Source organism: Azospirillum terrae, assembly GCF_053470425.1.
In genome coordinates this window covers 23,355-36,870 of record NZ_JBPXMR010000021.1, presented here as the reverse complement: position 1 = coordinate 36,870, position 13,516 = coordinate 23,355, and the positions used below count along the sequence as shown (strand labels likewise).

Sequence of the window (13,516 nt, the reverse complement as noted above, 5' to 3'; positions counted from 1 at the left end):
CGGACGGTCGGGCACGTCGACGCCGCCACGCCATGGCAGTGTGCGGTCGTGGGGCTGGTTCCTCGGATTGGCGCTGGCCCTGCTGATCGGGGCCGCGCTGCTCTATCACGCGGTGGGCACCCGCACCAGCGCGCCGGCATACCGCACCGGCCCGGTGACGCGCGGGGCTGTCACCTCTTCAATCACGGCATCAGGCACCGTCAACCCCGTCGTGACGGTACAGGTCGGGTCGCAGGTGTCGGGGCAGATCAGCGAATTGCTGGCCGACTTCAACAGCGAGGTGAAGAGCGGCCAGCTCATCGCCCGCATCGATCCCGCGCTCTTCGAGACGCAGGTCGCCCAGGCGAGCGGGGACTTGGCGGTTGCCCGCGCCGGCATCGACACGCAGCGTGCGACCGTCGGCCGGGCCGTGGCCGACCTGGACGCCGCCCGCGCCACCTTGACCAATGTCCAGGCGCAGTTCCGCAAGGCGCAGGCCGTCCTGCTCAACGCGCAACGCGACTTCGACCGCACGCGGCGGCTGTTCGAGAGCGGGAACGCCTCGGCTTCTGACCGCGACAAGGCGCAGTCCACCAACGACGCCGCCGCGGCCGACGTGCAGGCCCTGACCGCGCAGGAGGTCGGCCAGCAGGCCACCGTCCGTTCCGCCGAGGCCCAGTTGTGCCTCGCCCAGGCGAACCTGGCGAGCGCCATGGCCCTGGTCCAACAGAAGGAGGCGGCGCTGCAGGGCGCGCGCATCAACCTGGAGCACACCCGCATCCTCGCTCCGGTGGACGGCACCGTCATCCAGCGCAACGTCGACCGCGGCCAGACCGTCGCGGCCAGTCTGCAGGCCCCGGTGCTCTTCACCATCGCCCAGGACCTGACGGCCATGCAGGTGGACGCCTCGGTGGACGAAGCCGACGTCGGCGGCGCGCGGCTCGGCCAGGAGGTGCGCTTTTCGGTGGACGCCTACCCCGACCGCAGCTTCACCGGTACGGTGCTGCAGATCCGCAAGGCGCCGCAGGTGGTTCAGAACGTCGTCACCTATGACGTGGTGATCTCGGCGCCCAATCCCGACTTGCTGCTGCTGCCCGGTCTGACCGCCAATGTCCGCATCATTGTCGAGCACCGCGACGACGCCCTGCTGGTCCCCAGCGCCGCCCTGCGTTACCGCCCGGCGAACGCCGCTGCGACGACAGGATCACCGCCGTTGCCGCAGAAGGGCGACGTCTGGGTGCTCGGCGCCTCCGGGGTGCCGGAGCGCCGGCCGCTCCGCCTGGGCATCTCCGACGGTACCGTTGCAGAGGTCGTAGACGGTTCGCTGGTCCCGGGCGATCGCGTCGTGCTCGGAGAGACGCCGCCGACGTCCGGTCCGGGCTCGGTCCCTTCCATGGGCGCGGCTCCGCGCTTCTGAGGTCGAGGAACTGGCATGGGCGACTGGCTGATCGAGACCGAGCATCTCAGCAAGGAGTACCGCCTGGGCGACGTGCCGCTGCTGGCCCTGGACGACGTGTCGGTGCGCGTCGGGCGGGGAGAATTCGTGGCGGTGATGGGGCCGTCCGGTTCGGGCAAGTCCACCTTCATGAACCTGCTCGGCTGCCTCGACAGCCCGACGGCGGGCACATACCGGCTGGACGGCCAGGATGTTTCCCACCTGGACGGCGACGCCCTGGCGGAGGCGCGCGGCCGGCTGGTCGGCTTCGTGTTCCAGGGCTTCAATCTGCTGCCGCGCACGCCAGCGGTGGAAAATGTCGAGCTTCCGCTGGTCTACGCCGGCGTTCCGGCCGACGAGCGGCGCCGCCGCGCGCTGGCGCAGCTGGCCGAGGTGGGCTTGGCCGAGCGGGCGTGGCATCACCCCTCGCAGCTTTCGGGCGGTCAGCAGCAGCGGGTGGCGATCGCCCGGGCGCTCGTCAACGAGCCGCTGCTGATCCTGGCCGACGAACCGACCGGCGCCCTCGACTCGCGGACCAGCGTCGAAATCATGGCGCTGTTCCAGACCTTCAACGCGCGCGGCATCACGGTCGTTCTGGTGACGCACGAACCCGACATCGCGGCTTACGCCCGGCGGATGCTGCGCTTCCGCGACGGGCGTCTGATCGACGACCAGCCGGTTGCGGCGCCTCAGATCGCGGCCGAGGTGCTGGCCGCTTGGCGGCCCTCGGAGGTGGCGGCATGACCCTGGTCTCCTCGCTGCGCATCGCGCTGGCGGCGTTGCGCCTCAACCTGATGCGCAGCGTGTTGACCATGCTCGGCATCATCATCGGCGTCGGCTCGGTCATCACCATGATCGCCGTCGGCGCAGGGGCCGAGGCGCGCGTGGCCGAGCAGATCAACAGCCTCGGCTCCAACCTCTTCATCGTGGTGTCCGGCGCCATCACGTCGGGGGGTGTACGGCTCGGGTTCGGCACGCAGATGACGCTGAGCGAGGATGACGCCCAGGCCCTGCAGCGCGAGGTGCCCGAGATCCTCGTCGCCTCCCCCGGCGTGCGCGGCAGCGCGCAGATCATCTATGGCAACCTCAACTGGTCCACCGTCGTCTTCGGCACCACCCCCGACTTCCTGACGGCGCGCGACTGGGGCGTTGCCCAGGGCCGGCCTTTCGAGCGGGCCGACCTCGACCGCGCCGCCAAAGTGGCGCTTCTCGGCCAGACGGTGGCGACCACGCTGTTCGGCGGCGCCGATCCTATTGGACAGATGATCCGCGTCAAGAAAGTGCCGTTCACCGTGGTCGGCGTGCTCGACCGCAAGGGCCAGAGCATGCAGGGGCAGGACCAGGACGACATCGTCGTCATGCCGCTGAGCACGGCGCGCAACCGGGTGCTGGGGGCCAGCGAGGTGAACCGGCGCGCCGTCGGCGCCATCCTGGTGAAGATGCGCGACGGTGCCGACATGCATGCCGCCGAGGCGCAAATTCACGCCCTGCTGCGCCAGCGCCACCACCTGCAGCCGATGCAGGACAACGATTTCTGGGTGCGCAACCTGTCGGAAGTTGCGCAAGCGCAGGAGGCGTCGTCGCGCGTGCTGACCCTGCTGCTGGCCGCGGTCGCCTCGGTGTCGCTGGTGGTCGGCGGCATCGGCATCATGAACATCATGCTGGTCAGCGTCACCGAACGCACGCGGGAGATCGGCCTGCGCCTCGCGGTGGGTGCCCGCAGCCGCGACATCCTCGGCCAGTTCCTCATCGAGGCGCTGACGCTGTCGCTGCTGGGCGGGTTGGCCGGGATCGCCCTCGGCGCCACCGCGTCGTTCACCATCGGGCACTGGGCGCATTGGCAGACCGAGCTCAGGCCGGCGGCGATCCTGCTCGCCGTCGGCTTCGCGGCGGCCGTCGGCGTCTTCTTCGGTTTCTATCCGGCCCGCAAGGCGTCGCGGCTGCAGCCGATCGAAGCCCTGCGTTACGAATAGGAGCGGATGGCCCTGGACACAGCAGCCGAAGGCGGCGCGCCATGACCGATGCCCCCGACATCGTCGCGATAGCGGACCGGCCGCTGGCCGACGTCTTGGCCGACCTCGACGCCACGTCCGCCGGCCTGGACACGTCGGAGGCGCAGGCCCGCCTGAACCGGTGGGGCGTCAACGACGTCACGGCGGTGCGCCGCCGGCCGCTGTGGCTGCAGTTCCTCGACCGGCTGCGCAACCCGCTGCTCGTCATCCTGCTGCTCGCCAGCGGCTTCTCGGCGGCGGCCGGCGACCTTTACAGCTTCGCCATCGTCGTCGTCATCGTGCTCCTCAGCATCGTCCTCGACTTTGTCCAGGAGGTTCGGGCCAACACCGCCGTCGAGGCGCTGCGGCGCTCGGTCGGGCTGCGCGCCGCTGCCCTGCGCGACGGCCGGGAGAGCGACCTTCCTGTCGAGCAGCTCGTCCCCGGCGACGTCGTGCGCCTGACTGCCGGCGATCTGGTGCCGGCCGACGCACGGCTGATCGAGGCCCGCGATCTCTTCGTCAACCAGGCGCTGCTGACTGGCGAGCCCTACCCGGTCGAGAAGCACGCGGCCGACCTGCCGCGGCCGGCGGCCGATCCGAGCGCCGCGATCAACACGCTGTTCATGGGCACATCGGTCATCAGCGGCACCGGGCGCGCCGTGGTCGTCCGGACCGGGCGGGACAGCCTTCTCGGCGGCATGGCGCACAGCCTCTCTGCCGCGCCGCCGCCGACCGACTTCGAGATCGGCGTGCGCCGGTTCGGGCTGCTGATCCTGCGGGTGACGGTCTTCCTGGTGCTGTTCGTGCTGCTGGCCAACGTGGCGTTCCACCGGCCCTGGCTGGAGTCGCTGATGTTCGCCGTCGCCCTGGCGGTAGGGTTGACGCCGGAGCTGCTACCCATGGTGGTGACGGTGACGCTCGCCCGCGGCGCCCTGCGGCTGGCCGCGCGCAAGGTGATCGTCAAGCGGCTGACGGCGCTCCACAACCTCGGGGCGATGGACGTGCTTTGCACGGACAAGACCGGCACCCTCACCGAGGCGCGCATCCGCCTGGTCCGCCACATCGACTGGCACGGGCGGGAAAGCGAGGCCGTGTTCCGGCTGGCCTGGCTCAACAGCCATTTCGAGAGCGGCATCCGCAGCCCGCTCGACGACGCCATCCTGGAGCACAGCACGCCGGAGGCCACGGACTGGCGCAAGCTCGACGAGGTCCCCTTCGACTTCGAGCGGCGGCGCGTCTCGGTGCTGCTGGAGGGCGGCGGCGGCCACCTGCTGATCGTCAAGGGAGCGCCTGAGGAGATCCTGCGCCTGTCGACCCATTACGAGCCGAGCCCCGGCACCGTGCTCGCCTTCGACGCCGCCGCGCGGGCGCGCGCCGCGGACTTGTTCGAGAGGCTCGGCGAGGACGGGTTCCGCGTGCTCGGCATCGCCTCGCGCGCCGTCGGGCCCGAGCACCGCGAGGCCCGGGTGAGCGACGAGACCGAGCTGGTCTTCGCCGGCTTCGCCGCCTTCCTCGACCCGCCCAAGCCGGGTGCCGCCGAGGCGGTGCGCGCGCTGTCCGGGGCCGGCGTGGCGGTCAAGATCCTCACCGGCGACAACGACCGCGTGACCCGGCACGTCTGCCGCGAACTCGGCATCACGGTGACCGGCCAGATGACCGGCGACGAGTTGCACGCCATGAGCGAAGAGGCATTGCGTGCGCGACTACCGAGAACCAACGTGTTCTGCCGGCTGTCGCCGCCGCAGAAGCAGCGCGTGCTGATGGCGCTCAAGCACCGTGGGCACGCGGTGGGGTTTCTTGGAGACGGCATCAATGATGCGGCGGCGCTGCACGCTGCCGATGTCGGCATCTCGGTGGACAGCGGTGCCGACGTGGCCAAGGACGCGGCCAGCCTGATCCTGCTGGAGCACGACCTCGCGGTGCTGCACGACGGCGTGCTGGAGGGGCGCCGCACGGTCGAGAACGTCACCAAGTACATCCTGATGGGCAGCAGTTCCAACTTCGGCAACATGCTGAGCATGGCGGGCGCCGCGCTGGTCCTGCCGTTCCTGCCGATGCTGCCGATCCAGGTGCTGCTCAACAACCTGCTGTACGACGCCTCGGAGATCGGCATCCCCTTCGACGATGTCGATCCGGAGACGATCAGGCGGCCGGTGCGCTGGGACCTGGAGCACATCCGCCGCTTCATGCTGGTGATGGGGCCGGTCAGCTCGCTGTTCGACTTCCTGACGTTCTATGCGCTGCTGGCCCTGTTCGGCGCCGGCGAGGCGCTGTTCCAGACCGGCTGGTTCATGGAATCGCTGGCGACGCAGTGCCTGATCATCTTCGTGATCCGCACGCGCCGCTCGCCCTTTGCCAGCCGCCCGCATCCGCTGCTGGCCGGGCTGTCCGTCGGGGTCGTTCTGCTGGCCGCGCTGATACCGCTGAGCCCCGCCGGTGCGCTATTCGGCTTCGAGCCCCTGCCGCCGACGTATTTCGCCTTCCTGGCGGCGACCGTCATTAGCTACCTTGGCTTGGCAGAAGGCATGAAGCGGGTCTTCTACGGGCTTCTCGCGAAACGGCACCGGGCGCGGCGAAAACGGAGGCGCGGGCTGCTCATCGCTCCCTCGCCGGATAGGGCAGGATCGTCGAGGTGAAGCGGATCCGCTCGCCCGCCTGGACCATTGAGCGTGCGATTGCCTTAACCCAGGTAAACCGGACCGCGACCCAGAGGCTGTAGAGTGCCTTTCGCTGCCATGCGCGGCCCCTGCCATGACGTAGGTTGCGGGCGAGACCATGCCCATGACGCACACCACGAAGAGCACGGCGATTGTCACCCCACCGTGGGAAGGCAGCTACCCGCACGGCCTCGACTGGCGCCATCCCCCACCGGAGAACCCGCTGTTTGCCCTCATGGATGAGGCGGCGATCAACTACCCGGATCGGCCGTGCCTGGACTTTCTCGGGCGGCGGTATCGCTATGGCGAGGTGGCGCGGCTGATCGACCGTGCCACCCGCGGTCTGAAGGACCAAGGCGCGCGAGCGGGCACACGCGTGGCGCTGCTGCTTCCCAATTGTCCCGCCTTCATCATCGCCTTCTATGCCGTGCTCAAGGCAGGCGGAGTCGTCGTCAACCTCAACCCGCTGAGCGCCGGGCGCGAACTCGAACGGCAGATCATCGATTCCGAGGTCGAGATCCTAGTCACCCTCGATCTTCCCCTGTTTCGGGAAAAGCTGGCGGCGGTCGGTTGGCCGGGACGATTGCGCCGGATTGTCGTCGCGCGCATGGCGAACGCCCTGCCGTTTCCGAAGAATTGGCTGTATGCCCTGCTGCGGCGGCGGGACATCGCCCGTTTCCCGGACGACGGGCGCCACATTCCCTTTGCCGACATCCTGGCCAATGACGGCCGGTACGACCCGGTTGAAGTGCATCTCCACGGCTCGCCGGCGGTGATCCAGTACACCGGCGGTACAACGGGAATCCCTAAGGGCACGATGCTCTCGCATGCCAACCTCTACACAAACGCCCGGCAGTGTCAGGTGTGGTTCACCGGTGCCGAGCCAGGACGTGAGCGGCTCTTGGCCGTGCTTCCTCTCTTTCACGTGTTCGGCATGACCGCGGTGATGAATTTCGGAATCGCACTTGGTGCGGAACTCGTCCTGCTGCCGCGGGTCGATGTGCGCGAAATCCTGGCGACCATCCAGCGCAGGCGCACGACCCTCATGACCGGGGTTCCCCGCCTGTTCCAGGCGATGATCGATTGCCCCACGCTCAGCCAGTATGACCTGTCGTCGCTGCGGCTCTGCGTGTCGGGCGGTGACAGCCTGCCGCCCTTGGTGCAGGAGCGCTTCCAAGAGGTGACGGGCAGCCGTCTGGTCGAAGGATACGGCCTGACAGAAGCCTCGCCCGTTGTCACCTGCACTCCCTTTGAAAGCGCGGGCAAGCCGAGTTCCGCCGGTCTTCCCTTGCCCGGCACCACCGTCGAGATCGTGTCGCTGGAAGACCGCCAGACGATGCTCCCGGTCAACCGGGTCGGCGAGATCTGCGTCCGCGGCCCGCAGGTCATGGCCGGCTACTGGAAGGACGAGGCAGCGACGGCCGAAGCCATGGCCGGGGGCCACCTGCACACCGGCGACATCGGCTTTCTCGACGCGGACGGATACCTGCATATCGTGGATCGTCTGAAGGATCTCATCGTGGCGGGTGGTCAGCACGTCTACCCGCGGGTCGTCGAGGCTGCGATCCGCGGACACTCGGCGGTTGCCGATGTGGCGGTCGTGGGCGAGCCCGATCCGATCCGCGGTCAGGTGGTCAAAGCCTTCATCGTCCGGGCGCCCGGCATGGAGCTCCCGGAACGGGATTTGCGTGACTTCCTTTCCGAACGCCTGTCCCGCTTCGAACAGCCGACGAGGATCGAGTTCCGGACAACGCTGCCCACCTCGACCATCGGCAAAATCCTCAAGCGTGACCTTCGCCCGCCCCCCTGACGCACGACATGCAGCAGGCCGCCCGAGTGTTCACTTGCACCGGCTTCATGCTTTTGGGTGAACGCATGGAATTCGGACCAACCGACAGGCTCTTCACTTACCGCTCATAGATGCCGACGAGTTCAGCCTCGGCGATCGCGTGCTGACGCGCCAGGCGTTCAATGTCGGCGCAACGTGTTCCCGCCCCAAGCGGCAGGGCCGGAACATCAAGGGCATAGAGCCGGAAATGGTAATGGTGTGGCCCATGCCCCCGCGGTGGGCATGGACCGCCATAGCCTGCCCTCCCGAAATCGTTCACGGCCTCAGGCACGCCGTGCACGGGCAGGTGCGTTCCATCCGGCGGGATGTTGTAGACTGCCCAGTGATAAAAGGTGCCGCGCGGCGCGTCGGGGTCTGAGCACACCAGCGCCAGACTCTTTGCTTCCTGTGGCACGCCGCTCCAGGCGAGCGGCAACTTTTCGTCCCTGCCGTCGCAGGTGTGGCGCTCGGGAATCCGCCCACCCGATGCGACGGCGGGGCTCGTCAGATGCAACATGGCCGTCCTCCTGCATTCCTCATGGCACCGGGTCCACCGGATGATGCTTGCCGACCGGCGTGACGGCACTCGCCTGCCAGCCGTGGGCGCTCTCCCGCTCGGCGATCACGAGGCGCACCTCCTGACCGGTGCTGAGCGCCTCAAACCCGTCGTCGGCCACCGCGTTGCGGTGGAAATAGACCTCCTGCCCGTCGCCGGTGCGGACGAACCCGTAACCCGGCTCTCGGAACAGGCGGATCACGGTCCCGTGCGCCGGCCCGTGGTGGGTCTTCGTGTCGCCGCGGCGGCGACGAACGTAATCCTCGAGTTCACGCCGAATGGCATCGAAGGCGTCACGCACGGCGACCTGAGCGTCCTCATGCGTTTGGTTCCTGGGACCGGAGCGGGTCACCGCCAGCTCGCCGTGGGGCACGGTCAGGACAATCGCGACCTCGTACAGCTTGCCGTGGCGATGATGGCGATGCGGCGCAGTGAACACCACGGTACAGCGCACAATGTCGCCGCAAAACCGGGCCAGCTTCTCGGCGAGTCCACGGATGAGCGTCTCCAACTCCGGTGAGGAGTTCATGCCTTGAAAGGAGATCTGCAGCGGCAGCTTCATGCTCACCTCCCTGGTTTGCCCCATGACGAGAGCAGGGCGCCATGGCGCCAGCCCGATCTGATCCGAGGACGCCGGGGGCTGGCCTTAACCTGCGTTAAGGGCCAGCCCTTCGCCGTTCGCTAGGTTGCCGCCGTCGTCCAGCCAGGGAACCCGCCATGACCGCTGCCAAGCCCCCCACCGCCTGGGTTCTGTCTGGCATCGATGCCCAAGGGACGCTGGTCACGCGGATTTCGGAGATTGCCGCCAAGGAGCACCTCAGCGTTTCGGAGTGGGTGGAACGATGGCTGCGTGTGGTGCTCGATCATCATTACGCGCACAGCGACATCCCGCCAGGACGCCTGCGGGACCAGTTGGCGGCAACGCAAGCGACCCTGCGCCACAACCTCGAGGTGCTGTCCGAGCAGCTTGGCCGCTTGTACGAGTCGGTCGAGACGGCACAGCGGCATACCGCTGAGGCGGAGCAGGAGATCCACACGGCGGAGGACGAGCTTCACCGCCGGGAAGATGCCCTGCAGGAGAGGAGCCAGCGAGAGAAGCCATGAGCGCGGCGTTGAGCCGCGGTGTCCGGGGTCAGCGGCGCAGCATCGCCAGCAAGCGGGCCGGCAGCGCCGCTGCCGACACGCCGAGAAGATCCTTGGCCTCTTCCCGAATCATGCGTTCGGCGGCAGCGGGTTCCAGCGCCCGCTTCAAAGTGCTGAGCATGGGAGGCGGCGCCACGAGCACGAGGCCGTCGAACAACCCCTGTGTGGCGGCCCGGTTCACGAGGTCGGCGATGCGATGCTCCGGCCGGACGGCGACGCCTTGGGACGCGTTCCGCCATTCGCTCGCGGGCGAACCGGGCCGGTCGCCCGCCGGTTCGCACACCGGCTGCCGGGCCGCTCCGAGATCCTCGATGGGCAGATCTTCGAAGCAGCCCGGTTCCCACGTGCGGTGCTGGAGGATGCGGACACCGGCCCCGCCGGCCATCACGATCCAGACTTTGCGGTGTCTGCGCATAGACGGTCCTCCCGAGATTGGGAGTGATTGGACCAGCAGGCGCAGGATCGGTCCTTAACCTGGATTTATTCAGCCACCGCGCGCTACTGGGCGAGGCTCTCGAGATAGGCGACCACGTCCTCGATTTCCGCGCGCGTCAGGCTGGGATCGGGCATCGGCGGATGCGGAGCGCTCAGCCATTGCCGGACCCAGCCGGATCCCCGACGCCGGTCCTTGGCGATGCTTTCCAGTGTGGGAACGGCATCGGTCCCGCCATGGCTGGAGACCACATGGCAGGACGAGCACCAGCGGTCGGCGACTTGGCGCCCCTTGGCTGGATCGCCCGCGTGCGCCGCATTGGACGCCAGGATGAGAAGCATTGCCCAGCACGCGCGCCCGATCATGGCGTGTCTCCCCTCAGGTTGAGCAGATAGGCGACGAGGTCGTCCGCCTGCTCCTGGCTCGGCATGATGTTCGGCATGCGCGCGTGGGAGGTCTGCAGGTGGTTGCGCAACGCCGTCTCGGTGATCGCCGGATCGCGCCGGGGGGCCGTGAGGTCCGGCGCCGGCCACCGGCCGGCAACAAGGTTCGGATCATCCTCGCCTCCTTCCCCGATCGGCCGCGCCCCCCCCATCACCCCAGACCGGTCAAGGATTGACGATGCGGGCCGACTGGTGCTCCTGCAGGAAGTGGCACAGGCAGAGCTTCAGCACCGCCGCGCGTTCATGCCGCCCATGCGCCCTGGCCTCCGCAATATCGTCTTCGATCATGCGGCGGATCTCGCCCTGCCCCGCCTCGGTAGCGACCAGATAGCTGCCCAGTTCGGCGGCGACGATCTCCGGCAGGTGCTCGTGCTCGGCGATTGCGTCGACCTCATCCATCGTGAGCCCGCTCATGCCGATGCAATCTTCTATGGTGATCATGGCGCGCCTCCCTCTTCCCCTATTCTAGGGGCTCCGCGGAGATGCGGCTTAACCTGGATTAACCGTTACACGACCGCGAGGCACAGTGCCGGACAGTCGAGCGCGATCTCCGGATCGAGTTGGGCGACCTCGGCCAGCCGGCGCGGGTCGAGCAGCACCAGCCGTTCCTTCCGGAACTCCAGGAGCCCATCCTGCCGCATCTGCTTCAGGGTGCGGCACACGTGCACTGAAGTGAGCCCGGTGGCGTCGCCAATGTGGATTTGGCTGATCGGCAAGTGCACGGCGGATCCGTCCGCTCCATCGCGGGAAACGACGCGGCGGTGCAGGTCGAGCAGCAGGTTGGCGATGCGCCCCAGCGCGGTCTGCTGCCCGAGGGCACCCACGTGGTTCCAGGCAGAGAGCGCCTCGCGCGCCAGGGTGTTGGCGAAGTTCATGGCGAGCTGCGGCGACCCGGCACACACCCTGAAAAAGACCGAGCGCTTGATTCCGCAGAGCGTCACATCGGTGATCGCCTCGGCCCCATACGCCATACCAGATGCAGCATCCCCCTCGAAACCGACAAGGTCGCCGGGGAGAGCGAAGCGGATGATCTGACGCTGCCCATCCTCGAACACCTTGTAGGTCACCACCCATCCGCTCCGCACGATGAGCACGAAGTCGAACGGCTCGCCTTGATGGAACAGCGTCGTGCCGGCGGGACGGGCCTGCCCCCGCACGCCGCACGGGAACAGCCGCAGGAGGTCCTTCTGGCCCACATTCCGGCACACGCTGTGGTCACGGGTGGCACAGTGGCCGCAAGCCGCTGCGGACATCGACACAGGCACCGCTCCTGGCTGCGCCTGTTCGGCGGGCCACCGATCAAGATCCGGCAGCACCAGTTTGGGTCCGTCCAGCATGCTCCCCCCTCAATCAGGACGGCAGGGTGCTCGCGCGCATGTTGCCAAGCACATCAGGAGCCATTTCGACCAACGGAAGCGCCGTCCGCGCCGAAAGGCAAAAATTCCACAGCGCCCGCTTGCAGAGTGCGGCAACACGCTCGCCCGCGCTTATAAGAGGATTCTAAATCTTCTGCGATCTGCCCGTCCATTCTTCGAAGGGGGTATATCCTCGCAAGATTAGTACAACACTTGCGATTTCCCTAAACTTTCAGAGGTTTTCCAGAGTAGATAGCCACTTTTTGCAACAGTACTTTCTTTATTCTGCCCATCTCCGGCATGGTCGCGGGAACGGTGGCGGCCTGCCGGTCGTGACATTATTTTCCTCGGATGTCCGCGCTCTCGTATTCCCGCCATCAGTTCCCGCCCGCCGTCATCCAGCACGCGATCCGGCTGTATCTCCGGTTACGCTGAGCTACCTGGATGTCGAGGGACTGATGGCTGAACGTGGCGTCGACGTGTGAGCTGGTGAGCTGGTCCCCGTTTCCCGGACAGTTTGGCGGCTGGGATAAGCTTGGTTCAGGTCTCCATCACGCCGCCAGTTTGATGCTGTTCAGGATGTCCGCATAGGCCTCGTTTGGCGTCCTGCCGCCGAGCGCCGAATGCGGCCTCTGGGAGTTGTCGTAGGTGATCCACCGCCCGAGCCCGGCCCGTGCCTCGCTGCCGGTCTCGAAGGCATGGAGATAGACGCACTCGTACTTCATCGACCGCCAGAGCCGCTCGATGAACACGTTGTCCATCCACCGCCCGCGCCCGTCCATCGAAACGCGGACGCCTGCCTTGGTCAAGATGCCGGTGAAGCGCGGGCTGGTGAATTGGCTGCCTTGGTCGGTGTTGAAGATCTCCGGGGGCCCATAGTGCGCCAGCGCCTCCTCGAGCGCCGCGATGCAGAACTCCACGTCCATGGTGTTCGACAACCGCCAGCTCAGCACCTTGCGCGTCGCCCAGTCCATCACCGCGACCACGTAGAGGAAGCCGCGCCGCATGGGAATGTACGTGATGTCGGCACACCAGACCTGGTTGGGGCGGTCGATCACCAGGTTGCGCAGCAGGTAGGGCCAGATCCGGTGCTCCGGGTGGGGCACCGTCGTCCGCGGCCGCTGGTACACCGCCGCCAAGCCTATCTTCGCCATCAGCCGCCGCACCCGCTTGCGTCCGACCTCGTAGCCTTGCCGACGCAGGTGGCGAGCCATCTGCCGCGAGCCGTACCACGGCGTCTCCAGGAACTGCTCGTCGATCAGACGCATCAGCGTCAGGTTCAACGGCCCCTCACCGCGGACCGGCCCGTAGTACGCGGAGCGGCTGATCGACACCAGCTCGCATTGCCGGACGATCGAGAGCCGCGGGTGCTCGGGCTCGATCATCTGCCGCCTCCGATCGACGCTCATCGACCGGAGGCCTTGCGCAAAAAATCGCGTTCCACGACGAGCTGGCCGATCTTGGCGTGCAGCGTCTCGACCTCGGCGGCGTGCGACGCCTGGGCCACCTCGGCCTTATCCGAGAACACCGCCGCCATGCCCTCAACGGCTTGCCGCTTCCAGGCGTTGATCAGCGTCTGGTGCACCCCGTGCTTGGCCACAAGCTGCGAAACCGTGAGGTCGCCCCGGATCGCCTCCAGCGCCACCTTCGCCTTGAACTCTGCCGAATACCGCTTCCGTTTTCCCGTCATCGGGTC

Annotated in this window: 13 protein-coding genes; 6 read left to right on the top strand and 7 right to left on the bottom strand. The window is 67.6% G+C overall.

All coding sequences use genetic code 11. The features are described from left to right. The first annotated feature begins 40 nt into the window (after positions 1-40). The 5 genes from ACSVDD_RS28205 (at position 41) to ACSVDD_RS28185 (ending at position 7,872) form a co-directional block, all read left to right on the top strand. Positions 41-1,396: an efflux RND transporter periplasmic adaptor subunit gene (locus tag ACSVDD_RS28205; RefSeq protein WP_448192751.1), complete on the top strand. Its 1,356-nt coding sequence runs from the start codon at positions 41-43 to the stop codon at positions 1,394-1,396. Positions 1,397-1,411: 15 nt separating this feature from the next. Continuing rightward, the gene (locus tag ACSVDD_RS28200; protein ID WP_448192750.1) at positions 1,412-2,158 is read left to right on the top strand and encodes an ABC transporter ATP-binding protein; all 747 of its coding nucleotides are present in this window, start codon (positions 1,412-1,414) and stop codon (positions 2,156-2,158) included. Beyond that, positions 2,155-3,387, top strand: coding sequence for an ABC transporter permease (locus ACSVDD_RS28195; RefSeq protein ID WP_448192749.1), 1,233 nt, complete (start codon positions 2,155-2,157; stop codon positions 3,385-3,387). Before ACSVDD_RS28200 ends, ACSVDD_RS28195 begins: the two co-directional genes overlap by 4 nt. A 41-nt stretch (positions 3,388-3,428) precedes the next feature. Next, positions 3,429-6,041 (top strand): magnesium-translocating P-type ATPase, encoded by a 2,613-nt coding sequence (gene mgtA, locus ACSVDD_RS28190; RefSeq protein WP_448192748.1) that lies wholly within the window; start codon positions 3,429-3,431, stop codon positions 6,039-6,041. Positions 6,042-6,186: 145 nt separating this feature from the next. Then, complete coding sequence (locus ACSVDD_RS28185) at positions 6,187-7,872, top strand: long-chain-fatty-acid--CoA ligase (protein ID WP_448192747.1); 1,686 nt, start codon at positions 6,187-6,189, stop codon at positions 7,870-7,872. Positions 7,873-7,969: 97 nt separating this feature from the next. Here the strand turns inward: ACSVDD_RS28185 and ACSVDD_RS28180 are convergent, their stop codons facing one another. Further along, entirely contained in the window at positions 7,970-8,407 is a 438-nt protein-coding gene (locus ACSVDD_RS28180; RefSeq protein ID WP_448192746.1) for a YbhB/YbcL family Raf kinase inhibitor-like protein, read from the bottom strand. 19 nt (positions 8,408-8,426) lie between these two features. Next, positions 8,427-9,008, bottom strand: coding sequence for an HPF/RaiA family ribosome-associated protein (locus ACSVDD_RS28175; RefSeq protein ID WP_448192745.1), 582 nt, complete (start codon positions 9,006-9,008; stop codon positions 8,427-8,429). 155 nt (positions 9,009-9,163) lie between these two features. Between ACSVDD_RS28175 and ACSVDD_RS28170 the strand changes: the two genes are divergently transcribed. Then, complete coding sequence (locus ACSVDD_RS28170) at positions 9,164-9,550, top strand: hypothetical protein (RefSeq protein WP_448192744.1); 387 nt, start codon at positions 9,164-9,166, stop codon at positions 9,548-9,550. 28 nt (positions 9,551-9,578) lie between these two features. On the opposite strand, the gene ACSVDD_RS28165 is transcribed toward ACSVDD_RS28170, so the two are convergent. From ACSVDD_RS28165 to ACSVDD_RS28145, 5 genes are all read right to left on the bottom strand, one after another. Continuing rightward, positions 9,579-10,004, bottom strand: coding sequence for a baeRF12 domain-containing protein (locus ACSVDD_RS28165; RefSeq protein ID WP_448192743.1), 426 nt, complete (start codon positions 10,002-10,004; stop codon positions 9,579-9,581). A gap of 83 nt (positions 10,005-10,087) precedes the next feature. Next, positions 10,088-10,387 (bottom strand): c-type cytochrome, encoded by a 300-nt coding sequence (locus tag ACSVDD_RS28160; protein ID WP_448192742.1) that lies wholly within the window; start codon positions 10,385-10,387, stop codon positions 10,088-10,090. 243 nt (positions 10,388-10,630) lie between these two features. Then, a complete protein-coding gene (locus ACSVDD_RS28155; protein ID WP_448192741.1) occupies positions 10,631-10,906 on the bottom strand; it encodes a hypothetical protein in 276 nt (91 codons plus the stop codon). Positions 10,907-10,971: 65 nt separating this feature from the next. Next, complete coding sequence (locus ACSVDD_RS28150) at positions 10,972-11,802, bottom strand: Crp/Fnr family transcriptional regulator (protein WP_448192740.1); 831 nt, start codon at positions 11,800-11,802, stop codon at positions 10,972-10,974. Positions 11,803-12,371: 569 nt separating this feature from the next. Continuing rightward, positions 12,372-13,510, bottom strand: a protein-coding gene (locus ACSVDD_RS28145; protein WP_448192739.1) for an IS3 family transposase whose coding sequence is annotated in 2 segments (ribosomal slippage) — positions 12,372-13,255 and positions 13,255-13,510 — 1,140 coding nt in all. Because the reading frame shifts where the segments join, the coding sequence is not laid out codon by codon here. Positions 13,511-13,516: the final 6 nt, after the last annotated feature.